At 70.1% G+C, this 22,711-nt stretch carries 20 protein-coding genes and 1 pseudogene; 9 read left to right on the forward strand and 12 right to left on the reverse strand.

The window, feature by feature from the left end; translation table 11 throughout:
* Positions 1-19 precede the first annotated feature (19 nt).
* The 3 genes from E8A74_RS41475 to E8A74_RS41485 form a co-directional block, all read right to left on the reverse strand.
* Positions 20-277: a GlsB/YeaQ/YmgE family stress response membrane protein gene (locus E8A74_RS41475; protein WP_136934663.1), complete on the reverse strand. Its 258-nt coding sequence runs from the start codon at positions 275-277 to the stop codon at positions 20-22.
* 148 nt (positions 278-425) lie between these two features.
* Entirely contained in the window at positions 426-881 is a 456-nt protein-coding gene (locus E8A74_RS41480; protein ID WP_136934664.1) for a hypothetical protein, read from the reverse strand.
* A 93-nt stretch (positions 882-974) separates the two neighbouring features.
* On the reverse strand, positions 975-2,426 hold the full coding sequence (locus E8A74_RS41485; RefSeq protein ID WP_136934665.1) for an alpha,alpha-trehalose-phosphate synthase (UDP-forming): 1,452 nt from the start codon (positions 2,424-2,426) through the stop codon (positions 975-977).
* Between the two features lie 125 nt (positions 2,427-2,551).
* Here E8A74_RS41485 and E8A74_RS41490 point away from each other — a divergent pair, with 125 nt between their 5' ends.
* Positions 2,552-3,589, forward strand: a complete 1,038-nt coding sequence (locus tag E8A74_RS41490; RefSeq protein ID WP_136934666.1) for a peptidase associated/transthyretin-like domain-containing protein — start codon at positions 2,552-2,554, stop codon at positions 3,587-3,589.
* Between the two features lie 64 nt (positions 3,590-3,653).
* On the opposite strand, the gene E8A74_RS41495 is transcribed toward E8A74_RS41490, so the two are convergent.
* Complete coding sequence (locus tag E8A74_RS41495) at positions 3,654-5,138, reverse strand: serine/threonine protein kinase (protein WP_136934667.1); 1,485 nt, start codon at positions 5,136-5,138, stop codon at positions 3,654-3,656.
* A gap of 194 nt (positions 5,139-5,332) precedes the next feature.
* On the opposite strand from E8A74_RS41495, the gene E8A74_RS41500 reads away from it, so the two are divergent.
* Positions 5,333-7,858 carry a hypothetical protein gene (locus E8A74_RS41500; RefSeq protein WP_136934668.1) on the forward strand — a complete coding sequence of 842 codons (2,526 nt, stop codon included), beginning with the start codon at positions 5,333-5,335 and terminating at the stop codon, positions 7,856-7,858.
* A 362-nt stretch (positions 7,859-8,220) separates the two neighbouring features.
* Here the strand turns inward: E8A74_RS41500 and E8A74_RS41505 are convergent, their stop codons facing one another.
* From E8A74_RS41505 to E8A74_RS41520, 4 genes are all read right to left on the reverse strand, one after another.
* Complete coding sequence (locus E8A74_RS41505; protein ID WP_232379979.1) at positions 8,221-9,447, reverse strand: phosphodiester glycosidase family protein; 1,227 nt, start codon at positions 9,445-9,447, stop codon at positions 8,221-8,223.
* A 61-nt stretch (positions 9,448-9,508) separates the two neighbouring features.
* The gene (locus E8A74_RS41510; protein WP_136934669.1) at positions 9,509-9,997 is read right to left on the reverse strand and encodes a hypothetical protein; all 489 of its coding nucleotides are present in this window, start codon (positions 9,995-9,997) and stop codon (positions 9,509-9,511) included.
* Positions 9,994-10,554, reverse strand: a complete 561-nt coding sequence (locus E8A74_RS41515) for a hypothetical protein (protein ID WP_136934670.1) — start codon at positions 10,552-10,554, stop codon at positions 9,994-9,996. The genes E8A74_RS41510 and E8A74_RS41515 overlap by 4 nt, the downstream gene beginning before the upstream one ends.
* Positions 10,555-10,587: 33 nt before the next feature.
* Positions 10,588-11,370, reverse strand: a complete 783-nt coding sequence (locus E8A74_RS41520) for a hypothetical protein (protein ID WP_136934671.1) — start codon at positions 11,368-11,370, stop codon at positions 10,588-10,590.
* On the opposite strand from E8A74_RS41520, the gene E8A74_RS41525 reads away from it, so the two are divergent.
* Together E8A74_RS41525 and mutY are read left to right on the forward strand one after the other, a co-directional pair.
* Positions 11,323-12,624: an aminopeptidase P N-terminal domain-containing protein gene (locus E8A74_RS41525; protein WP_136934672.1), complete on the forward strand. Its 1,302-nt coding sequence runs from the start codon at positions 11,323-11,325 to the stop codon at positions 12,622-12,624. The two genes, E8A74_RS41520 and E8A74_RS41525, sit on opposite strands and share 48 nt — an antisense overlap.
* Complete coding sequence (gene mutY, locus E8A74_RS41530; RefSeq protein WP_232379980.1) at positions 12,621-13,757, forward strand: A/G-specific adenine glycosylase; 1,137 nt, start codon at positions 12,621-12,623, stop codon at positions 13,755-13,757. Before E8A74_RS41525 ends, mutY begins: the two co-directional genes overlap by 4 nt.
* 10 nt (positions 13,758-13,767) lie before the next feature.
* Here mutY and E8A74_RS41535 read toward each other — a convergent pair whose 3' ends face one another.
* A complete protein-coding gene (locus E8A74_RS41535) occupies positions 13,768-14,181 on the reverse strand; it encodes a hypothetical protein (protein ID WP_136934673.1) in 414 nt (137 codons plus the stop codon).
* A 301-nt stretch (positions 14,182-14,482) separates the two neighbouring features.
* On the opposite strand from E8A74_RS41535, the gene E8A74_RS41540 reads away from it, so the two are divergent.
* Genes E8A74_RS41540 through E8A74_RS41560 form a run of 5 tightly spaced genes read left to right on the forward strand, consistent with a single transcriptional unit; the run spans position 14,483 to position 19,333 of the window.
* Positions 14,483-15,115 carry a hypothetical protein gene (locus E8A74_RS41540; RefSeq protein ID WP_136934674.1) on the forward strand — a complete coding sequence of 211 codons (633 nt, stop codon included), beginning with the start codon at positions 14,483-14,485 and terminating at the stop codon, positions 15,113-15,115.
* On the forward strand, positions 15,112-15,507 hold the full coding sequence (locus E8A74_RS41545; RefSeq protein ID WP_136934675.1) for a hypothetical protein: 396 nt from the start codon (positions 15,112-15,114) through the stop codon (positions 15,505-15,507). Before E8A74_RS41540 ends, E8A74_RS41545 begins: the two co-directional genes overlap by 4 nt.
* The gene (locus tag E8A74_RS41550; RefSeq protein WP_136934676.1) at positions 15,474-16,514 is read left to right on the forward strand and encodes a hypothetical protein; all 1,041 of its coding nucleotides are present in this window, start codon (positions 15,474-15,476) and stop codon (positions 16,512-16,514) included. The genes E8A74_RS41545 and E8A74_RS41550 overlap by 34 nt, the downstream gene beginning before the upstream one ends.
* Before the next feature lie 51 nt (positions 16,515-16,565).
* A complete protein-coding gene (locus E8A74_RS41555; protein ID WP_136934677.1) occupies positions 16,566-17,924 on the forward strand; it encodes a serine/threonine-protein kinase in 1,359 nt (452 codons plus the stop codon).
* Between the two features lie 41 nt (positions 17,925-17,965).
* A complete protein-coding gene (locus E8A74_RS41560; protein ID WP_136934678.1) occupies positions 17,966-19,333 on the forward strand; it encodes a sigma 54-interacting transcriptional regulator in 1,368 nt (455 codons plus the stop codon).
* A 413-nt stretch (positions 19,334-19,746) separates the two neighbouring features.
* Here E8A74_RS41560 and E8A74_RS56170 read toward each other — a convergent pair.
* The 3 genes and pseudogenes from E8A74_RS56170 to E8A74_RS41575 form a co-directional block, all read right to left on the reverse strand.
* A pseudogene (locus E8A74_RS56170) lies at positions 19,747-20,463 on the reverse strand (methylmalonyl-CoA mutase family protein); the annotation flags it as partial.
* A 62-nt stretch (positions 20,464-20,525) separates the two neighbouring features.
* Positions 20,526-22,184 (reverse strand): GspE/PulE/PilB domain-containing protein, encoded by a 1,659-nt coding sequence (locus tag E8A74_RS41570; RefSeq protein WP_136934680.1) that lies wholly within the window; start codon positions 22,182-22,184, stop codon positions 20,526-20,528.
* A 48-nt stretch (positions 22,185-22,232) separates the two neighbouring features.
* Positions 22,233-22,532: an FtsB family cell division protein gene (locus tag E8A74_RS41575; protein ID WP_232379981.1), complete on the reverse strand. Its 300-nt coding sequence runs from the start codon at positions 22,530-22,532 to the stop codon at positions 22,233-22,235.
* Positions 22,533-22,711 lie beyond the last annotated feature (179 nt).

Here is a 22,711-nt window from a genome sequence, read left to right on the forward strand (position 1 = left end):
GTACGCTGGCGACGCGGATCTAGGCGGTACGACGGCTCGTGGCGATGTTGTAGATCGCGAGAAGCAGGATCGCGCCGATGATCGACATGATGAAGCCACCGGTCGACTGGTACGACGCGTAGATCCCGAGCGCGCGTCCGAGGAAGCCGCCCAGGAGCGCGCCGCCGATGCCGAGCAACACCGTGATGATGAACCCCCCGGGCTCGCGACCCGGCGTCAGGAGCTTCGCGATGACGCCTACGACGAGGCCAAACAGAATCCAGAGCAGAATCGACATGCTCTCCTAACCTTCCTCTCGCGCGGCACGCGCGGCGCACACGTCGTGCCGCGCAGGCGGGGTAACGCCGCGAGGACGTCCGCCCGCATTCCCCCTATGCAGCCTGCGTGCCGGGCAGAGCGTGCACGCCGTCGCGGCAATACGAATCTCAGGGTTTTTCCGGATCCACCCTGCTTTCCACAGGCGCCGCATCACAAGGGGGCGTGTTCTCTGTCCCGCACGCAGGTGCGTCCCCCGGGCTCGTGGGCCCACCATGCCCAGGGCCGTAGCCGTGCGAGGAGCCGTAGCCTTGATCGATCGCATCGCCACGCGTGCGCGCGCGGCGCGACGTGCTTCGTCGCTTGGCATGCGCGCGCATCTGGATCTCGTGCGCGCCCGCCGGCAACGTACTGGTGACGAGCTCGGCGCCGCACGCGCATCGCGGCGCGGCCGTCGCGCCGTCCGCGGCCACGACGAGGAAGACGCGGCTGCACTGGGGGCAACGGAACACGTGCCCCACCGAGGGGATCACCTGGCCCTCCACGGGGGATCGTGTCGCGCCGGTTCGCCCGGGGTCCTTGCCCTCCGAGCCGGAATTCGATGATGTGTGTGTTGTGCTGGACATGAGATCCGAGGGTTCAGCACGTCCGGTGCCATCCGCCTCGTGCGTCCCGATCACGGCGGCTCCGTCTGCGCACGATGCGCACGAGGGACCTCGTCAGCGCGCGCGTGTGACACGCACGGACGCAGCAAGGCGAGTCTCCCGTGCCTGCGCAGGTGCGTGCTCCTGCGTGACCTGTTCGAGCCGCGCGAGGAAGCCCGAGGCCCACGTTTCGACGGAGAGTCGGGAGACCCTGGCCTTCAACGCGGCCATCCGCGTGCTGTCGTTCGCCGTCTCCGGCGCGAGGGCCACGTGCCCGATCGCCGAGCCGAGTCCCTCTTCGTCGTAGGGGTTGACGAGGTGCGCCTCGGGGAGCACGTCGGCCGCGCCCGCGGTCATGCTCAGCAAGAGCCGGCCGTTCGGCCTCGGCCGCGTGGCGATGTACTCGAAGGCAACGAGGTTCATGCCGTCGCGCTTCGGCGTGACGATCGCGGCGTCGGCCGCGAGGTAATACGCGGCGAGCTCGTGCGCGTCCAAGGTCCGCGCGAAGAGGTGCACGGGCTTTCTCCGAGGCCCGCCGAAGCGGCCCTGGATGCGGCCGACCGTGGCCTCGATCCGCTGCCGGAGGTCACGATACGCCGCCACCGTCTCGCGGCTCGGCACGCCGATCTGCACGAGCGTGACGCGCTCACGGACCTCGGAGCTCTGCTCGAGCAGCCGCTCGAAGGCTTCGAGCCGCTCGACGATGCCCTTCGCGTAGTCCATGCGATCGACCGAGAGCAGCACGCGGCCGCCGCCGAGCTCCGAGGTGATGTGCACGGCCTCCGCGGCCACGCTCTCGTCGCGCCCGAGCGAGGCCCAACCCTCGACGTCGATGCCGATCGGCCACGCTTCGATCCGCGCGTGACGCGCGCCTCGCGGGACGACGATGCCTTCCTCTTCGTTCACGTGCGCGACGCCGAGCTCGTCGAGCGTGTCGCGGAAGGCGCGCACGTACCGCGGCACGTGCAGGCCCACGAGATCCGCGCCGAGCAGCCCCTCGACGAGCTCGGAGGCCCAGGGCAGCACACGCAGGTTCTCGGCGACGGGCCAGGGGATGTGCCAGAAGAAGCCGATCGTGAGGTCAGGCCTGCGCGCCCGGAGCAGGGCAGGGACGAGCGCGAGCTGGTAGTCGTGGATCCACACGACAGCGCCCGGAGGCGCGTGCTCGGCCGCGACCTCCGCGGCCGCGCGGCACACCTCGAAGTAAGCGCGTGCCTGCTCGGCGCGGAAACGACACACCTCGACGAAGCCGTGCGAGAGCGGCCAGAGCGCGCCGTTCGAGGCGCCTGCATACCAGGCCGCGCGAGTCTCCGAAGAGAGGGAGAGGGCACGAACGCGGAAGGGTAGCTCGCTCGCTTCGCAAGCGTCCCGGTCGGCGCCCGCCGCGATCCAGGTGCCGCGTGACCTGCGCATGAGCGGCAGGAGCGCGGAGATCAAGCCGCCTGGCGCGCGGACGATGCCGTTCGGCGTACGCACGAACGGCGCCCGCGCGCTCACGATGACCAGGCGGGGGGAGCGGGTTTTCATGAGATCTGCCCATGCGAAAGCAATGCCGTCGTGGGCGGTCTCGCGGTCGAAGCGCCGCGCGGCGCGGGATTTGCTCGATGCGCCTGCTCGTGTGGTAGGGTCGGAGTTCGAGGAGATTACGTCCCGTGCGCCTCCATCGTCTCGCTCCGCTCGCCGCCGCCGCCACCGTCGCGCTCGCGCTCCTTTCGCCGAGGACTGCTTCCTCGCAGACGGCCGAGGAGAAGGCGGCCGCGCGCTCCCTGGCGCAACAAGGCGCCGAGGCCCTGCAAAAGAAGGACTACGCCGAGGCGATCGATCTCCTCGGTCGCGCCGAGGCGATCATCCACGCGCCGCCGCACCTGCTCCTCATCGGGCGCGGGCAGGTGGGTCTCGGCAAGCTGGTCGCCGCGCGCGAGTCGTTCCTCAAGATCATCCGCGAGGAGCTGCCCGCGAGCGCGCCCGCCGCGTTCAAGCGAGCCCAGGAGGACGCGAGGACCGAGCTCGCTGCGATCGAGCCCCGCATCGGCTCGCTGCGCATCGTGCTCACCGGTCCAGGCGCGGCCGATCCGTCGAAGGTAACGGTCAAGCTCGACGAGCAGGGCGTCACGTCCGCGCTCATCGGTGTGCACCGGCCGATCGATCCGGGCAAACACGTGGTGACCGCGACCGCGGCCGGACGAAGCCCCGTCACGCAAGAGGTCTCGCTCGGCGACGGCGAGAAGAAAGAAGTGTCGCTCGAAGTGGAGGCGCCGACGGCGGGCGCAGCGTCGCCGGACGGCAGCGGACAAACCGACGTGGGCAGCGGGCCGACGGGCCCGGAGAAGCCGCAAGGCACGAGCCCGCTGAAGTACGTGGGCATCGCGGGCATGGGCCTCGGCGGCGCGGGGATCATCGCCGGGACGATCTTCACGGTGATGTTCGTGAGCAAGTCGGGCGATGCGGACGCGGCGTTCAAAGCCTGTCCGAAGCCGTGTCCCACGGACCAACAGGCGAACATCACGGCGCTGGACGAGGCGGCAGCCTCGCGCGGGACGGGCGCGATCGTGGGCTTCGCGGCAGGCGCGGCGCTGGCCGGCGCCGGCGTCGCGTTGTTCCTGATCGGGGGCAAGCAGGACAAACCCGCAGGCGCGAGCGTCGTGCCGTACGTCGCGCCGAACGGCGCTGGGCTCGTCGGTCGGTTCTGATCGACCTCACCCCCGGCCCCTCTCCCAGCGGAGAGGGGTGAGGGGCGCTGGTTTTCCGAGTCGTTCAGTACCCGAAGTCGCCGCCCGTCGTTCCGCCCTTGTTCGGCTTGTTCGTCGACGTCGCGGAGGGCTTGGGGAGAGGGCCGCCGAGCTTCGTGGATGGGGTCCCGAGCGGCGCAGTCGAGGTGGTCGTGGTCGGCGCCGCGCTCGCGGCGGGCTCCGCTGTCTTTGCGTCCGGCGGCGTGGGGTCGACGTCCGCGGCGCTCGTCGTCGGCGGCGGGGCCGGTGTGGCCGCGGTCGTCGGGACAGGCGGGGCGACGCTCGCCGACGGGATCGAGCCTCCGGCTTGCGTCGAGTCTTTCTTGCCGAGCATCAGGTACCCGGCGACGCCGAGGCCCGAGAGCAAGACCAGCCCGACGAGCCCGCCCACGACCGCGCCCGCGCGGGAAGGCTTCGGCGTGGCCGCGCCCGAGGTGTGGCCCCACGCGTTCGCCGTGCCTTGCGAGCCGTCGAGCGAGGCGCCGGTTTGTCCAGTCGTGCCCATGCCGGGCACGCCGGGCGGCTGCGTTGTCATCCCGACGCCCGGGATCACGCCGGGCAGCGGCGTCGCCGTCAGCGGGCCCGGGGCGACGAGCGCGCCAGGCGGTTGCGTCGCCAAACGCGCGCCGGGGGGGATGCTTTGTCCACCACGCGCGGCTTGCCAGGCGAGGAGCGTCTCCTTGAACTCGGCGCACGACTGGAAGCGGTGCACCTGCTCGCGGGCCATGGCGCGCTGGATGATCAGGGAGAACTCGGGATCGAGGTCCGGGACGAACTGCTGCGGCGGAGGCGGGAGTTCGAGCGCGATCTTGAAAAGCAGCTCGTTGAAGGTCTCGGCGCGGAAGGGGACCTGTCCCGTCGTCGCCTGGTAGAGCACGACGCCGAGCGCATAGATGTCGCTGCGCGCATCGACGACGGCCATACCGCGCGCTTGCTCGGGCGACATGTAGTACGGCGTGCCGACGACGGAGCCGGCCCGCGTCACGTTCATCTCTTCGCCGCCGATCTGCGAGAACTTCGAGACGCCGAAGTCGAGGATCTTGATGAAGTCGGCGCGGCCCGCCTTGTTCGGCAGGATGAAGATGTTGTCGGGCTTGAGATCCCGATGGATGATCCCCGCGGCGTGCGCAGCGCCGAGCGCGTCGAGGACCTGCGACATGAGCGGGATGCTCTGCGCCGGCGCGAGGCGGCCGGAGCGCTTGATCCGCGCGCTCAAGGTCTCGCCGTCGAGGTACTCCATGACCATGTAGCGCGACTGGTCGGGGAGAACGCCGAGGTCGAGCACCTCGCAGATGTGCTCCGAGCCGATGCGCCCCGCGGCCTGCGCTTCGCGCTCGAACCGCGCGACGGTCTCGCCCGAGCCGGAGACGCTCGCGTGCAGGACCTTGATGGCGACGCGGCGCTTGATCCGCGTGTTCTCGCCCTCGAAGACCGCGCCCATCCCTCCCGTGCCGAGGAGACGGACGATGCGGTACTTGTCGTCGATGACTTGGCCGGGGGTGAGCGTCATCGGATCATCGCTCGCGAGAAGCGGAAGGAATCCAACACGTCTCGAGCTTACCACGGGTGCCGGGCGCGAGCCCAGGAGGCGGGTGGGAGAAAAGGCGAGGGCGCCGGCAGGCCGCGGGCGTCGCCGCAGGGGTCGCGGATGCCCGAAAGGGCCTTTGCCGACCGCCAGCGTGTTCGTGTTAAGGTCGCCCCCGTATGTCGCTCTACGAGCTGTCGATCGACGACGCCCACCTTCGCGAGGCCGAGAGGCTCACTTCGCTCGAGGGGAGAGGCTTTCCGACGCTGGTGACAAGGTGGGAGTCGCGCCTGTTCGATCAGCCTTGGTCCACCACGCTGGTGCTCGATTACACGATCCCGCTGCCTCCACTTCCAGCCTCGCAGTCGTTCATCGAGGTGCGGATCGCGGCGTATGTGGGCGGCGCGCCGACGAAGTTCCTCTACTTCGGCACCGAGATGAACGCGAGCGTGCCCCGCATCGGCCCCGAGATGGAAAACCAGATCGGATGGACGAAGCAGTACCAGGAGTACAGGCTCGACGAACACACCTCGCCCGTCCCGTACCTCAAGCTGATCCAGACGACGCCGCGCATCTACGGCGCAGGCGCGCAGGACTACTACAGCCCCGCGATCAAGGTGGAGCGGTACGACGGCGCCGCGTCGAGTGATCACCTCGCCGATCTGTTCCCGACGGTGGTGGCGAACCTGCCCTGCGTGAAAGGGCACCTGCTCACGGATCCCTCGGCCGGGCTCTGGAACGGCGCGCGGTACGTGGGGCAGACGGCGATCGCGATCCTGCGCCAGGGCAAGGTCGTCGGCATCCACAAGCGGATCGGGCGCACGGACAAGGACGCGGTGCCGCCCGAGGTGAAGCGGCGCGATCCGAAGCACGACGTACTCAAGGAGTGGGTGTCGATCGATCTCGGATCGAGCACGACAGTCGTCGCACTGCGCGGCGATCGGAGCGCGCCAGAGCTCGTGCGCATCGGCGCGACGAGCGCGCCCGTGGTGTCGGCCGACTACGAGAACCCGAGCGAGATCTCGTTCGAGCAGCTCGGGCGGACGCTGAAGGCGTGGCGCGATCGCGTGATCCTGCCAATGACACGCTGGGGCGAGGTGACGATCGGGCACGCAGCACGCACCGCGCGCAAGCGAGGCGGCGAGGAGTCGATCTCGCTCGGCGCCTCGACGCTGACGCACCTGCCGATGCTGCGCGAGCGCGTGGACCGCAAGGAGAAGATCTCGCTGCGCGGGCGCGGGGATCCGGAGACGCAAGAGACGCTCAAGAAGCCGGCGCCGCCCATCATCGACGAGGACGGGATCGGCGCACACGATCCCTTCGATCCGATCGAGCTCTACGCCTACTACATCGGCCTGCACGTCAACCACAGGACGCGCGGGATCCACACGCGTTACCTCGTGGCGATGCCGTCGGGCTGGAACGAGGATCGGCGCAAGAGCGCGCTCGTCGCCGTGCGTCGCGGCCTCTTCCGCAGCCTGCCCGCCGGGATGATGGAGTTCCACGACATGGACATGCTGAACGTGGTGGACGCGGGCCCCGCGGCGATCCCGTTCGCAGCCTTCGCGTTCCGCGCATTCGCCGTGCAGCCGAAGCCCGATCCGGTGCCCTTCGTGGCGATCGACGCGGGCGCGAGCGAGACGGGCGTGGTCTTCGGTCTGTTCCGCAACGCCAAACCCGACGAGCAGATGGAGGGCGGCCACGAGCGGATGATCGAGTACCTGGAGCCGACGAGCATCCCGTGGTTCGGCGGCGAGCGGCTCCTGCACAGGCTCGCCTACCGGATCTACGTCGCCGCCGAGGCGAGCGTGGGCGCGGCACGCGTGCCCTTCGATCGGCCGAGCGAGGAGACGCCCGTGGGCGCGCTCGAGCACCTGCTCGTCGCGAGCCCGGAAGGACGCGCGAACGCCGAGGTGCTGAAGGACGCGATCCGGCCGCTGCTCGAAGGCGGCGACGCGCGTCTGCCGAAGTCGATCAAGCTCGCCACGCTCGACGGTCCGTTCTTCGATCTCCCGCTCGAGGTGGATCGGCAAGCCATCGCGGCGGAGATCGACGGCTGGTTCTCGGAGGCGGTGGAGGAGGTGCGCGTGGGCCTGGAGAAGGCGCTCGAGAAGATCGGGCGTGATCCGGATCCCTACGACGGCCTGCGCGTGATGCTCGGCGGTCGCATGAGCATGCACCCGGCGCTGCTCGACAAACTCACGGCGACGCTGCCGAAGAACGTGAAGATCCACCGGTTCATCGAGCCCGATCGCCTGAACCTCGGCGCGCCGACCGTGAAGACGGCATGCGCGCTCGGCGCCCTCGCGATGCGCTTCGAACGCATCGGCGCGAGCGTGCGCGCCGAGAAGCGCGACGCCTTCAAGTACCGCGTAGGCCGCAACCGACACGGCCAGCTCGCCGACGTGCTCGATCCGTCGGTCGAGTACGACGTGTGGCGCGAGGTCGGCGCATGCACGAAGCCAAACGTCGAGGTGCTGTACATGCGCGCCGAGGACGACGGCGAGGTCGCCGCCGACGATCCGCGCGTGGAGATCGCGATCTGCAAGCTCGGCGCGACAGCCGTCGGGCAGCGCATCTACATGCGCGCGGTAGGTCCGATCCGCGTCGAGGTGAGCGTCGGGCCGCCCGGCGGCGAACCCGCGGCAGGCGCGCCAGTGTGGTGGATCGATCTGAAGGAAAACCTCGCGCGGCCGAAGGCGTAGGCTTCAGGCGCGGAGCTGGGGCTTTGCCCCAGGCCCCAGCAGGGGCTATCCGCCCCTGCACCCGGACCAGCCAGGGGCTGGACCCGGGGTCGATGAACTGCGCGATGCGCAGTTCATCGAACAGGCAGGGTCAAGACTGGCGACGACTCTGCCCACCAAGACAGCAGCGCTGACGGTTCGACTGGCGACGTACCCGTCGCCAGCTTGAAACCAACCTCGATGGTCTTGCCACCGGCCCGTTGGAAGAACTGCGCTCCGCGCAGTTCTTCCACCCGCGGTCCAGGCCGTGCCTGGTCCGGGGTCGAGGGGGCGGACAGCCCCCCGCGGGGTCCGGGGCAGCGCCCCGGCGCAACGGACAAACCTTACTGGCTGCGGCGCGTGACGTAGAAGAAGTCGCGCGGGGATGGGTCCTTCACGTAGTCGTGGGCGCGGTAGTCGACGTGCGGCACGAGCGATGAGGCGACGCGGCGTTCTGCGGCGGGCGGGTGTTCGAAGAGCAGGAAGCGCGGATAGGCGTAGTTCACGTCGAGTTGCGCGGCGTCGCGCGCGCCTGCGGCTTTCATCGCGCGCGCCAGGGATTGCGCCGTCACGGCCTCGCCGAGCGCGTAGAAGAGCGTGCGCCCTGCGGCGTCGATGCCGATCGCGGACCTGCGGATCACCGTCTCGCCGCTGACCGTCGCGCCCCAGTTCTTGTTGTACTCGGTGAGCTTCGTGTTGAGCTCGCCGCCTTCGACGAGACATGCGGGCGCTTGCCGGTAGGCCGCCATCTGTGCCTCGGTCGGCGCGAGCTTGGGCCAGGTGCCGATGCGGATTGCGCCGTCGCGGTAGAGCCCCACGGTGCAAGCGATGTCGCGGGGGGGCAGGAACGTCTTGCCCCCGATCATCATCCCGTACTGCCCGTGCAGCGCCTTGAAGCCGCCGTTGAAGGCTGCGATGAGGTCCGGGTGCTCCGTGGCCGGGACGAGGCCGGGGCGCTCGGAGAGCGGCACGTTCTGCGAGACGGGCTCGGTCGTGCCTGCGACGAGGCGGATGGCGACGCGCGTCAGGTCCATGGCGACGACGGCCACCGCGGCGAAGCCACGTTTCGGATCGGGGTGGACCACGCCCTTGACCATCACGGGCGGCTCGCCTGCGCGGCTGCCCTCCTGCATCACGAGCCATGTCCCGTCGCCCGTCGCTGCGACGCTCGTGAAGGGCGGCTCGAAGCGTGGCGGGGGGAAGCTCGGGATCTCGGGCGCGGAGGCGTCGGCGACGTCGGCCTTCGCGGGCACGACCTCGGGTGCGGGTGCGGCTGGCAGGGCGGCTGAGGCCGAGGCTGGCGTCTCCCAGAACGTCGTGGGGGCCTCGTCGCCGTGGCGCCAGACGTTGACGCGGTCGGCGATGCCGTAGGCCGTGTCCTCGATCCATGCGACCACGGAGGGGCCGAGCACCGCGCGCACGCCGTCTGCGAGCGCGGGGCCGAAGCCTGGCACGTTGTGGATCGCCCACCACGTCGCGCCCCCCGCGACGAGCGTCACGCCGAGGCCTATCCCCACACGCCGTCGCCAGCGCCGCGGCTTCTTCTTTTTTTCTGTCTCGGGGGCGGTCACGGGGCCGGGAGGGTAGCCCAGGACGAGCCGAGGACCCAAGCGGAGGCGTGTGTGTCGCGCTTCAGACGACCTGACCGTGGGCCATCGTTTTGGGGCCGTCCTTGAACAGGATCTCGACCTTGCCGCGATCGATCACGCGGGCGACGACGCCGTCGCCGAACTTCGGGTGACGGACGAGCTCGCCTGGGCCGAGCGTGAGCGTGACGCGGTAGGGCTTGAAGGCGCCCATCGGCTGGCCGGCGATCGCGTGCTCCCACTGGACCGTCTGGTCACGCTCGCGTTGCGCGGCGGCGCTCGCGCGACCACCCGAGGTCTTGCGCTCCTCGCCGCCTTCGCGCTTCGTTGCGCCGGCGGCCTTCGTCTTTGGCGCCAGCGGCGCGAGCTTCTCGCTCTTCGGGCGGCGGTAGAGGTGATGGGAGCCGCACGTCTTGCACTCGACCTTCTTCACCTCGTCGCCGACCATGGCGATGATGCGGTGAGTCAGGTCGAGCTTGCATTTCGTGCAATAAGAATCGATCTCGCCACCGGTCTTCGGCTTCTTCGTGATCACGTACCCTCGCGTCTTCTGCGCTCGCGCCGCGTCTCTTTTCCTCGATCCTTGACCGTCACCTGCGCGGAGACGCTCGGCTTCGGCAAGCCCTTCTGCCCCTCCGCTGCTCCTGCCTCGTCCTCCTCTGCCTCGCCTTCATCCCCCTCCTCGGCCGGAGGTTTTTCGGCGGGACGCGCGTCGTTCGGGACGAAGCGGATCTCCGTCTTGATCTCGAACGAGAGCTTCGTGAGCACCTTCGTCAGCTCGTCGGCGAACTGCGTGTGCTCGAGGACGTCGCGGATTTCCTTCGCGACGACGCGGTACAGACCGGTCTTCGTGTCGTCGATCTGATGGTAGAGGTAGTTTAAGACCTCCTTCGGCAGCTTCATGTCCCCCACGAATTGCCGAAGGGTGTCGGGGCCTTCACTCAGCTTGCCGACGCCGGTCTCGACGGCGCGCTCGACAGCGCGCTTGAGCAGCTCCGGAATGGCACGGTCGAACGTGCGCCGCCGCTCCGTCTCCGGCTTCTCCCCCTCGGGCGGCTCTTCACGGCTCGGAAGATCGTCGATGTCGCCCATCCGCCGGCTCACTAGTCAGGAAGGGAGCCTTCGTCAATCGGACATCGACACGCGGAGCGCCCAAACCTCCGCGACGACCTTTCCTTTTCCGCGCCGGGCGGCAAGCTCCACCGTCAGGGTATCGTCTTCCAGAGGACAAAACGGACGATCCGGCTGGACGATGGGCCACCGATCCTCGCCGTGATCCGCGGCGATCGACGTGCCTCGGCTCGATCGCACCACGACGTCGAGGTCGGCCACGCTCGGCTCGGCGACGGCAAAGATCCGATAACACTCGCCTTTTTTCGCTTCGAGCGGAAACGGCACGGGCGCGCCCCCCTCGGCGACCTCCCCCTCGACCGGCTCCTTCGTGAGCCGTCGCATCCCGTTTTCCGGGCCACAAAGCATCGTCAGGCGCGTGAGATCCTTCCTTGGATCCCCTTCGAGCCGAAAGTTGCCGTAACAGCGAATCCAGGGTCCTCCCACACGCACAGGCGAGGCGATGGGATCCTCGTTCCGCGCGGCCAGGCCTGCTTCGGCGGCGCCGCCGTCGGGATCGGCCGGGGCCTCGCCGAGCATCGAGGGCGGGAGCTTGGGCAAGGGCGGGGTCGGAGGTGGGGCGTCGGGCGCGGAGGCGGCGCCGCCGGCCTGCTCCCAGGGGCGCGGGCGCTCACGACAGCCGGCGAGGAGGGGGAGGCACGCGAGCGCGGCGAGGGTGAGGAGGAGGCGGCGCGCGCGGGCACGTCGCGGGTTTGGCCGGCCAAGGTTCTGCGCTAGAGTCTCGGCCCGATGAACATCTTCGCCGAACGCCGCAAACAACTGCTCGAGCGACTGCAAGGCGTGCTCGTTCTTCCGGCGGCGCCGGAGCTCATCCGCAACAACAGCGTCCACCACGAGTACCGCCAGGACTCCGACTTCCACTACCTCACGGGCTTCGGCGAGCCCGAGGCCGTGCTCCTTCTGGCCCCGAAGCACCCGGAACACAAGGTGGTTCTGTTCGTGCGCAAGCGGGATCCGGAGCGCGAGAAGTACGACGGGGCCCGCGCGGGCGTGGAGGGCGCGAAGGCCGAGTTCGGCGCGGACGCCGCGTTCACCATCGACCAGCTCGACGACAAGCTCCTCGACTACCTCGAGGGCTACCACCGGCTCTTCTACAAGCTCGGCCAGAACCGATCCCTCGACGATCGCATGCTCCGCGCGCGGGAGCTCCTCCGGATGAAGGGGACGCGGACGAAGAAGACGTGGCCGACGGAGATCGTGGAGCCGGGCAACGTGCTGCACGAGATGCGCGCGCTGAAGTCGGAAGCAGAGCTCGGCTTCATGCGACGCGCCGCGGCGATCACGCGCGAGGCGCACCTCGGGTCGATGCGGCTCGCGGCGCCGGGTCGCTACGAGTACGAGGTCGAAGCGCAGATCCGCGAGGTGTTCCGGAGGAACGGCGCGGAACGCACGGCGTACACGCCCATCGTGGGCGCTGGGCCGAACGCGACGATCCTGCACTACCACGCGAACCGGAAGCAGCTCGTCGACGGAGAGCTGCTGCTCATCGATGCAGGCTGCGAGTACGAGTACTACGCGTCCGACGTGACGCGGACGTTCCCCGTGAACGGGACGTTTTCGCCCGTGCAGCGACGGCTCTACGAGATCGTGCTCGCCGCGCAGATGGCCGCGATCGAGGCCGTGAAGCCGGGCGTGACGGTGGACGCGCTGCACGACATCACGGTGCGGACGCTCGTCGAGGGGTTCGTCCGCGAGGGGCTGCTCTCGGGCGACGTGAACGAGATCATCGAGAAAGAGACGTACAAGCGGCTCTATCCGCACCGCACGAGCCACTGGCTCGGCATGGACGTGCACGACGTGGGGCCCTACTACCGCGACGGCGAGGCGCGCCCGCTCGAGCCCGGGATGGTGCTGACGATCGAGCCGGGGATCTACGTGGCGCCGGACGACGAGAAGACGCCCGCGGAGTACCGCGGGATCGGCATCCGCATCGAGGACGACATCCTGGTCACGGCCACGGGCTACGAGAACCTGACGGCCGACATCCCGAAGGCGCCGGACGAGGTCGAGCGCGCCTGTCGAAACGCTTGAAGCAAACAACGAAGGGCCGCGCGGCGGACGTGGCGGCGCGCGAGGCGACGCTCGCCGTCGAGCTCAAGGGCTGGTTCCGCAAGAGCGCGCGGGATCTGCCGTGGCGCAGGACGCGGGATCCGTACGCGATCTGGCTGTCCGAGGTGATGCTGCAGCAGACGCGCGTGGAGACGGTGATCCCGTACTACGAGCGGTTCTTGCAGCGGTTTCCGGACGTGCGAGCGCTCGCGTCCGCCGAGATCGACGAGGTGCTCTCGCTCTGGAGCGGCCTCGGCTACTACCGGCGCGCGCGGGAGCTGCATCGCTGCGCGCAGGAGGTCGCTTCGATGCACGGCGGCGTGTTCCCCGCGGAGGCCGCGGAGCTGCGGAAGCTGCGCGGGATCGGTCCGTACACCGCGGGCGCCGTGTCGAGCATCGCGTTCGATAGGCCCGCGGCGCTCGTGGACGGCAACGTCGCGCGGGTGCTCGCGCGCCTCGAAGCGATCGAGGACGACGTGAAGAGCACGGCGGGCCTGAAGCGGATCTGGAGCGTGGCGGAGCGGCTCGTCCCGCGGGAGGAGCCCGGCGCGTGGAACCAGGCGCTGATGGAGCTCGGTGCGACGATCTGCACGCCGCAAAACCCGGCATGCCTGATCTGCCCGGTGCGCGACGCGTGCGCGGCGCGTGCGCAGGGTAGGGAGCGCGAGCTGCCGATCGTGGGGGAGAAACGAGCGTCACCGCGCGTGGCGATGGTCGCGGCCGTGGTGGAACACGAGGGGCGCTTCTTGTTCGCGCGGCGCAAGGAGGGAGGGCTGTTCGGCGGGTTGTGGGAGCCGCCGATGGTCGAGGCGCAGACGGCCGAAGACGCGAAGCCTTCCCTCCGCGGCGCGGGCGTCGCGGTGGAGGCGAAGCTCACGGAGGTGGGACGTGTCGAGCACGTGCTCACGCACCGCGAGCTCGACGTGCTCGTGCTTCGCGCGCGCGCGGACCGACTCTGGCCCCTCGAAGCGCCGACGACGGCGCCGTACGAGCGGCTCGCATGGATGGAGCGAGGCGCCGAGGGCGTGGGCGTCTCGACGCTGGCGCGCAAGATCCTCGCGGCGGCAAAGCCGGAGAAGAAGGGCGCGACGCGCAAGAAGAAGGCCCGCGCGTAACGCCCTTGGCTCACTCCGTGGGGCCTGCGCGCTTGCGCGAGGCGGGTTTGTCCCGTTCGCGCGGATCTTCCATCCTCGTACGATCGTCCTCCGAGAAGTACACGTCCTCGGCCTCGGCGCCGATCTCCTCGACGAGGAACGGCGTCTCGAGATCCTGGCCCTCGTCCGACAAGATCACGTCGCTCATGTCGCGGCCGCGCGTCGCGCCTTCGAGGAACTCGGCCCCGAGATCGCCGGCGAGATCGGCTGCCGCGTCGGCATTGTCGGGATCGAACGAGAAGCCCTCGCTCACCTGATCGTTCGGGTGATGTCGAAAAACGCGATCGCTGTCGTCGAGCGTGTGCACGGGCTCGTCCATCGCGTTGGCCGGGTGCACCTTGCCCGGCAGAGGCGGCGCGGCGAACTCGTCGAGGTCTTCGAGCACGGGACGCGGAGCCCTCTCGTCGAACGACATCCCCGCGCGCCGCGAGGGGGTGTCGCCGTGGCGGTGTTCGCTGCTGCGTACGCTCGATGCGGGGGGCGGAGCCTGGGTGGACGGGGCGGCCGCCCGCGCGTGTTTCGCCCCGGATCGGGCCGGCTTGAGGGGTTTATTGCTGCTCACGCTCCGGCCGAATGCAAGAGTCGCGCGCGTGATTTGACGTGCGAAGAACGCACGTTACGCGGTAAGACCCAAGGGCCCCTACATGCGCGAAAAACGCCCGCGCCCCCGACGTTCGACGACCCTCGTGACGACGTTCGCGACCGGGTGTGCCCTCGCCTGGGCCGGGACCGCGATCGCCGCCGAAGACGCGCCCGCCGCGCGGGAAGAAGACGGGGCCGAAGCGAGGCGCGCGCTCTACGAGGCCCTGTCGGCGCCCCCCAAGGGGTACCTGCGTACGCTCGCCGGGCTCTCGTTCGGCGGCGGGCTTCGCTTCAACAACCCGTATCGGCTGGCCACGCAGCTCGGCGCATCGGCGGAGTCGCCGAGCGCGACGGCGCCGTACACGACGCTCATGGGCGCGCTTGCGTTCGGTCCGCCCGACGGCTTGCAGCATGGAGGGATGCTGGGGCTCTCGTTTGCGCTCCGCGGAGTCGGGCAAACCGTGCTCACCCCCGGGTACGTCCTGATGTACCGCGGGTCAGGCCGGCTGCTCGCGTATGGACGAGCGGGCCCGGAGATCCTGCTCTCGCCGGATCTGAACGTGGGCCTCACGGTCGCGGGGGGCGGCGCGTTCTTCGTGACGGGCGGGCTCGGGCTCGTCCTCGACGTGGCGGGCAGCCTGTTCTACGGGGCGAGCACGTGGGAGAAGAAATATCCGGCGTATCCCGTGCTCTCGGCGTCGCTCGGCCTGATCCTCGACGTGGAGTTCTTGCCATGACGCAGGCTCGCGGGATCGGCCGCGCCGAGATCCTCCGCCTCGCCGCGATGCTCGTCCTCGTCGTCGCCGCGCCGACCGTGGGTGACATCGGGAGCTGCGGCGAAGCGCCCGCCGATCTCGACGCCGCCGCGTTCTTCCGCGAGAAGGCCGCGGTCGACTGCGCGCGTTGCGAGGAGTGTGGTTTTTCCACGGCGGCGTGCGCGCGCGCCTGTGATCCGATGCAGCCTGCGCAATCGTTCCCCGAGGGCTGTTATCCCATCGTGCACGACGGCGACGTTTGTCTGCGCGCGCTCGAAGCGGCCTCGTGTGACACGTATGCGAGCTTCGTCGCGGATCAGGGATCGACGATCTCGACCGAGTGCAACTTCTGTCCGCCGGAGGCGAAGCCGTGACGCCTGCGGGGCGCGCCTTCGTTCGATGGATCGTCCTCGCGGCGGCGCTCGTCGCGCTCGCCTCGGGCTGCGCCGCGCTCCGCCCCGTCACGACGTCCACGGCCGAGTACGGCGCGTTCCGCAAGGCGCGCATCTCGCCGACGCTCGAAGGGCGCATCGTCGCGGCGGCGCGTTACCTCGCGCAGTACCCCGACGGCACGTTCGCGACGGAGGTGCGCGCGTTCTACACGATGGCTGAGCCGCTCTACTTCGAGGAGCACCGGGGCACTGCTGCAGGCCTGCACGTCTACCTCGCGGCGCTCCCACGCGGCCCGCACGCCGCCGAGGCGCGGCAACGGCTCGAACGACTCGCCGAGAAGGGGCCGAGCGCGGAAGGCGGCTTCGATCGTGCCGTCATGGGCACGAACGCTCGCCTCGCGAGGCTCGCCGGCATGCGGAGCGCCGCGCGCGAGCAGATGATGACGTCGCTCCGCGTGTGGCTCGACCCGGACGCCTTCGCGCGCCCGATGGTAGAAGCGAAAGCGGAGCTCCTCGTTCCATGGAGCCTCTCGCTCCCGTGGCCCAGGTGCACGTGGAACGACGAAGCCCGCGGCGGAGAGATGCGCTGTGAAAAGCTCTTCGAGTTGCCGTACGAGGTGACGAAGGGGGAGGGCACGGAGGAGCGTCAAGCCACCGTCGAAGTCGTGATCGTCGAGGATGCGCGGGGCAGGCCGCGGCGTGTCACGATCGGCGGGCCGGATCTCTTCGTGCGCCTCGAAGAGACGTTCACCGGTCGGGCGATCGATCTCGGAGATCCGAGCGGTCGAGCGGCCGGCGTGTCCCGCGCGACGGAGCTCGTACGGCGCGAGTTTTCGGCGCGGATCTCGGACGATCCCGCGTGCCGGAAGCGCACGCGCGCGCCGAAGGTCCTCGAGCTCGCCTGCGGCGGCGTCCGTGTCGTCGTGGAGGCCGCCCTCGACAGCACCGAGGACGATCGCATCGTGATCACCCCGATGACCTCGGACTGATCCCGAAGCGCGATCCGGGAGAGTGCGTATCTCCCCGGAAACGAGGCGCGTGTGATACTCCTTCGGGGAGTGGAGATCGGCCGCGTCCTCGCCGAGCGTTACGCGCTGGTCCGCCCCCTCGCGGAGGGAGCGATGGCGACCGTGTGGGTCGCGGAGGATCGCGTCTCCGGCGGCGAGGTCGCGATCAAGGCGATCTCGCTCGACGCGGCCGGATGGCGCACCGAGGTGCGGGATCGCTTCATGAAAGAGGCGCGCCTGCTCGCGATCGCCCAGCACGAGCACCTCGTCGGCGTGCGTGACGTGGGCGAGACCGAAGACGGCTTCCTCTACCTCGTCCTCGATCTGCTCGACGGCGAGACGCTCGCCGATCGCATCGCCCGCGATCCGCCCCTCGGCTGGAAAGAAGCCGGCGCGATCTCGCTCGCGATCACGCGCGGTGTCGCGGCCCTGCATCGCGCAGGGATCGTCCATCGTGACCTCAAGCCCGCGAACATCGTCCTGCATCGTGACGGTGGCGGCACGGTGCCGAAGATCATCGATCTCGGCATCAGCAAGGTGCGCGCCGCGGCCGCGGATCCCGAGCTCTGCGCGACGCTCACGGCGACGGGGCAGGTGCTCGGCACGCCGCAGTACATGAGCTACGAGCAAGCGCTCGGCGATCCGGACGTGGACGCGCGCAGCGACGTGTGGGCGCTCGGCGTGATCCTCTACGAGATGCTCGCGCGAAGGCGACCGTTCGAAGCGCCGAACGCGAACGCGGTGCTCGCCGCCATCCGCCGCAAGGACGCGCCCGGGCTCGCCGAGGTGGCGAGCGACGTGCCCGCCGCGCTCGCGAAGCTCGTCGATCGCTGCCTACGCACCGATCGCGCCGAGCGCTTCAAGGACGCCGGCGAGATGGCCGAAGCGCTCCCGACGGCGCTCTGCTCGGCCGCCGCGGATCCGACGCCCGCCGAACCGCCGCCCCCCGAGGCAAAGAAACCCGCGAGCGCGACGGCGCCAAAGCCTTCGCCCGCGCCGATGCCCACGACGATCCCGGCCGAGAACCCCGCGCCGCAGCCGCAGCGATCCCGCGCCGTCGCAGGCGCCTTCCTCATCGCAGGCGCGGCCGTCCTCGGCGCGACGGCCGCTACGTTCTGGACGCGGGCTCCTGCCCCGACCACGCAGATCGCCCCCCCGAAGCCCACGACCAGCGGCGCCGCACGGACCCCGCAAGAGCCCGCTCCTGGAACGAAGGCCCCGCCGAGCCCCACGCAAACACCGGCGACCACGTCCACCACGAGCGAAGTACGCCCCGTGGTGCAAGCAACCAGCACAGCCGCCTCTTCGGCTTCGGTTCCCCCGACACGTCCAGCGGTCACGACGCGAGGCGGGACCAAGCCCCTCACGCAGGTGAACGAAGCGGGTTTCTAGAGTACGCGGCGCCCCGTTCATGATACCCCTCCGAGCGGACCGTGAGCGACACCGCTTCCCCTAAGCTTCCCGCGACCGAAATCGCGCCCCGCCAAGCCAAACAGGGCGGCGGCGTCGCGCGCCTCGTCGTCACCCAGGGACCGGGTGCCGGCAAGACGCTTCTCGTCACGCGGGCCCGCGCCACCGTGGGCCGGCACCAGACCAACGACCTCGTCATCCCCGATCCGCGCATCTCCGCGACGCACCTCGAGCTCGAGCGCAGGCCCGAGGGCCGCGTGCTCGTGCGGGATCTCGGCACGACGAACGGCACGTGGCTCGGCCCGCACCGCCTCAACGAGGCTGAGCTCGGCCCCGGCGCGCTGCTGAAGATCGGCGACTCGCTCGTCCGCGTCGAAGTCGACGATCGCGCCGAGCCCGAGCGCGGCAGCGAAGGCGGCCGGTTCGGCGGGCTCATCGGCGTGTCGGCCGAGATGCGCGAGCTCTTCGCGACGCTCGAGCGCGTGGCACCGAGCCAGCTCACCGTGCTCGCGCAAGGCGAGACGGGCACGGGCAAGGAAGAGCTCGCCCGCGCGATCCACAAGCACTCGCCGCGGCGCGAGGGCCCGTTCGTGGTGCTCGACGCAGCGACGATCCCGCCGACGCTCGCCGAGAGCGTGCTCTTCGGTCACGAGCGCGGCGCGTTCACAGGCGCCGACGCGCGGCACATCGGCACGTTCGAGCGAGCCCACGGCGGCACGCTCTTCATCGACGAGATCGGCGAGCTGCCGATGGACCTGCAGCCGAAGCTGCTCCGTGTCCTCGAGAGCCGCACGTTCTCACGCGTGGGCGGCCACGAGATCATCCCGGTCGACTTCCGTCTGATCGCCGCGACGCACCGAGATCTTCGCGCCGAGATCGAGGCGCACCGCTTCCGCGAGGATCTCTACTTCCGCCTCGCCGAGGCGCGCGTCTTCTTGCCGCCGCTCCGCGCGCGTCCCGCAGACATCCCGCTGCTCGCGCGTCACTTCCTCGAAGAGCTCTCCACGTCCGAGCGCCCGCTCTCCATCACGGAGGAGGCGCTGCGGAGCCTCACGCTGCGCAAGTGGCCGGGCAACGTGCGCGAGCTGCGCAACGTGATCGCGCGCGCGGCAGCGCTCTGCCAGGACGGGACGATCACGGAGAACGATCTCGCCGGCGAGGGATTTGGTTTCCGCGGGAGCGAGGCCGAGCGCGAGCCGCTCGACCTCCAAGGAACGTTCGCCGAAGCCAAGGCCCGCGCGATCGATCGTTTCGAGCGCGCCTATCTCGACGCCCTCGTCCGTCGCTGCGGCGGCAACCTCTCGAAGGCCTCGCGCCAGGCCGACGTCGCGCGCAACCATCTCCGCGCGCTGCTCAAGAAGCGCGGGCTCTACGATCCCGGAGATACGTGATCGTCCAGCGAAGCGTGGCGCCGGGGTTTCACCCCGGGCCCGACCAGGGGCTGTCCGCCCCTGGACCCGGACCAGCGCCAGCGCTGGACCTTGGGTGGAAGAACTGCGCGATGCGCAGTTCTTCCAACAGCCCGGAGGATGCCCTCGGGCAGGGTCGCTGCGGGTCTTGAATCGGCCTGTGCGATGAACTGCGCACCGCGCAGTTCATCGTCCTGGGTCCAGCGCCTCGCTGGTCCGGGTCCAGGGGCGGACAGCCCCGGTGGGGTCTGGGGCAAAGCCCCAGCGCAACGACAGCCCGTCAGATGGTGAGGATCTCGGTGTGCTCGGCGCGCCACGCGCGCGTCCGCTCGGCCTGTTCGCGCTCGATGCGCGGATCGATCTTCATCACCGTCACGGGCGGGCTCTCCGAGGTGACCGAGATCGTCGACCCTGCGGATGTACTCGCGCGCCGCCTGTTCGAGCCGCGTCGTCAGCGCCTCGACCACGTAACTTCCACCGAGCGGATCCACGAAGTCCGTCACGCTTTGGCAACCGCCGAGCACCGCGGCGAGCGCCTGCATCGCCACGCGCACCACGTTCACCATCGGCTGCTGCGCGAGCAGCGTCATCCCCGCGGTCTGGCAATGGAACTTGAGCGCACGCGCCCGGTCCGTCTTCGCGCCGAACCGCTCCTCCATGATCGATGACCAGATCCTCCGCGCAGCTCGGAGCTTCGCGATCTCCTCGAGCAGGTTGTTGTGCCCGTTGAAGAAAAACGAGAGCTGCCCGCCGAAGTCGTCGACGTCGAGCCCGGCCTCGACGGCGGCCTTCACGTACGCCATCCCGTCGGCCAGCGTGAACGCGATCTCCTGGGCCACGTCGCAGCCGGCCTCGCGCATGTGGTAGCCGCTGATCGAGATCGTGTTCCAGTACGGCACGTCCTTCGAGCAGAACGCGAAGATGTCGCTGATGAGCCGGATCGAAGGACGCGGCGGGTAGACGTACGTCCCGCGCGCCACGTACTCCTTCAAGATGTCGTTCTGGATCGTGCCGCGCAGTTTGTCCCTCGGGACCCCGGCCTCGTCCGCGACCGCGATGTAGAGCGAGAGCAGGATGGCCGCCGTCGTGTTGATCGTCATCGACGTCGAGATCGCCTTCGCGTGACCTTCCGCTCGGCCGTCGCTCTTCGTCGTTCGTCGTCCTCGACGTTCGTCTACCCGCGCGCCGACAGGAGCCGCGCGAGCGCCTCGCCCACGGCGCGAGCGAGCTCGTCCATCCTGCGCGTGCCGGTCAGCGTGTCGCCGAGATCATCGACCATGAGCACCGCCGCCGGCCGCCCCGCGACGCGCACCGCCACAACGGCCACGTCCGGACTCGCGCGCTCCATCACCGCGAGCAGCCCCTCGTGCGCCGCCGTCTCGGGCACGGGCCCGAGGTAGATCGACGTCGCCGTCGCCGTCGCGAACACGCTCGGCACGTCGAGCGGGATCGAGAGCGCCCGCAGCGCCTCTTCGTCCCCGAACTCGTCGTTGCAGGTCCAACCGTGGAACCCGTCGCGCTTGACCGCGAAGAGCGCCACGCGACGCGCGAAGAGCGCCGCGCCGCCGAGCGCGAGCGAGACGATCTCGTCCCGCGTCGCCGCGCGCGCGAGCGCCCCGAGGATCGCGCTCGGATCCGGGAAGGGCAGGGGAGGCGGACCCACGAAGGTCTGGCGTTGCGGCTCCTCGTCGTGATCCGAGACGGTCACCGGCGCAGGTGCCGTTACCTGGGCCTTCGCAGGCACCGGGAGCGACATCGCAGGCGGCGGCACCGATACCCCCCCACGACGCGCCGACGGCGCAGGCGCGAACGAGTTCGGCCCCGCAGACGGCTCCGGGATCGGGCCCCCGAGCGCCGGCGCGAGCGGTTGCGAGACGGGCGCGTCGTGCGTCGTCCACATCGCCGCGGCTCGCTCGGCCTTCTCCGCGTTCGCCGCGTCGCCCACGACGCGCGGCGCCGTGCCCCCGTTGCTCGAAGGCACACGCGAGAAGACCGATGGATCCAGGGTCGGACGTGTCGCGCCGCGCCACGCCGTGAGCTCGGGCGGCGCCACGGCGAGGGGCGACGGCACCGAGGCGGGGCCCGGCGGCGGCGTCGAGGGAAACGACACGCGCGGCGGATCGTCCGAGCTCGCCGGTGATGCCGCCGCGGCCTTCGTCGCCGGCAGCGCCGAACGAACGACACGCTCCACCGGCACCGCGCCGCGCAGCGTCCCCGGCGCTCCGCGTCGTGTCGCCGGCGCTGCGGGTGTTTGCGACCCGTCGGTGTCGCTTCCTTCGGGCACGCGTTTCACCAGCGGGATCGGCGTGCTGATCGTGGGCGGCGGCGGGATCGACGACTGCGGCGCGCCGTAGGGCGAGGCCGGCGTGATGCGGCGGCCTCGTGGCTTCTTCGGGGCCTCGGGCTGCGCCGCCGTGAGCTCGATCCGCCGGATCGCCTCTTCCACCGCGCCGATCGGCGCGCGCAGCACGCGCACCGGCGCGCCGAGGTGGAACGACATCTCCGACTCGATGTGCGTGTCCAGCGGATCGGCCGCGGCCACGTCCACGGTCCCCGTGAACGGATCGAGCCGCGTCGGCAGCGCACAGAGCTTCCGGCACATCGCGCGCGGCAGCTTCGCCACGAGCTCCGGCGCGCCTTGCACGTGACGCAGCCCCGGCCCTGCGTAGCGCGCGATCTCCTCGTCGAGCTCGGCCTCCGTGATCGCCCCGCGATCCACGAGCGCGCGCGTGAATGGGATTCCCCGCACGACCGACAGGAGCAGCGCCGCCTGCACCTTCTCCCGCGTCACCAGGTTCGCCGCGATCAGGCGTCGCCCCAACTCGACCGACACGGCGCGAACGATATCACTCTTTATGTTGGCGAGGGGCCCCTTGGACCCTCAGCGCGACGCGGGAAACTGGAAGACGACCTCGGTCTGTCGCACGAGCCCGAGGTTGTCCCGCGCAATGCGCTCGACCGCCGTCGGATCGTCCCGCAGCCGCTCGACCCGGCCCCGCAGCGCGTCGATCTCGCGGTGCATCTCCGCGCTCTCCTCTTCCACCTGCTCGAGCTCCCGTTCGAGCCCCCGCAGCCGCGGCAGCCCCTCCGGCGATAGGATCATCACCGGGACCCCGATGACCGCCACGACGAGGATCCCGACCGGCAGAACCCGCTCGATCGCCAAGGTGAGTCGACGCACGTCTCCCTCCCTGCCATGGCCGGGGGCACCTGGTCAACTTTCCGGGCTCGCGCACTTCGTAAAGGTCGCGCGCTTTTGGTCGGTTGTTCTTCGCGAACGCCCTGACCTTTGGCTAGCATACGCCCGGCCGCGGGCGCCCTGGTCGGTTCTTCTGGACCGAACGCTGACCAGACGAGGCC

The sequence above is a fragment of the Polyangium fumosum genome (assembly GCF_005144585.1).
Classification (GTDB): Bacteria; Myxococcota_A; Polyangia; order Polyangiales; family Polyangiaceae; genus Polyangium; species Polyangium fumosum.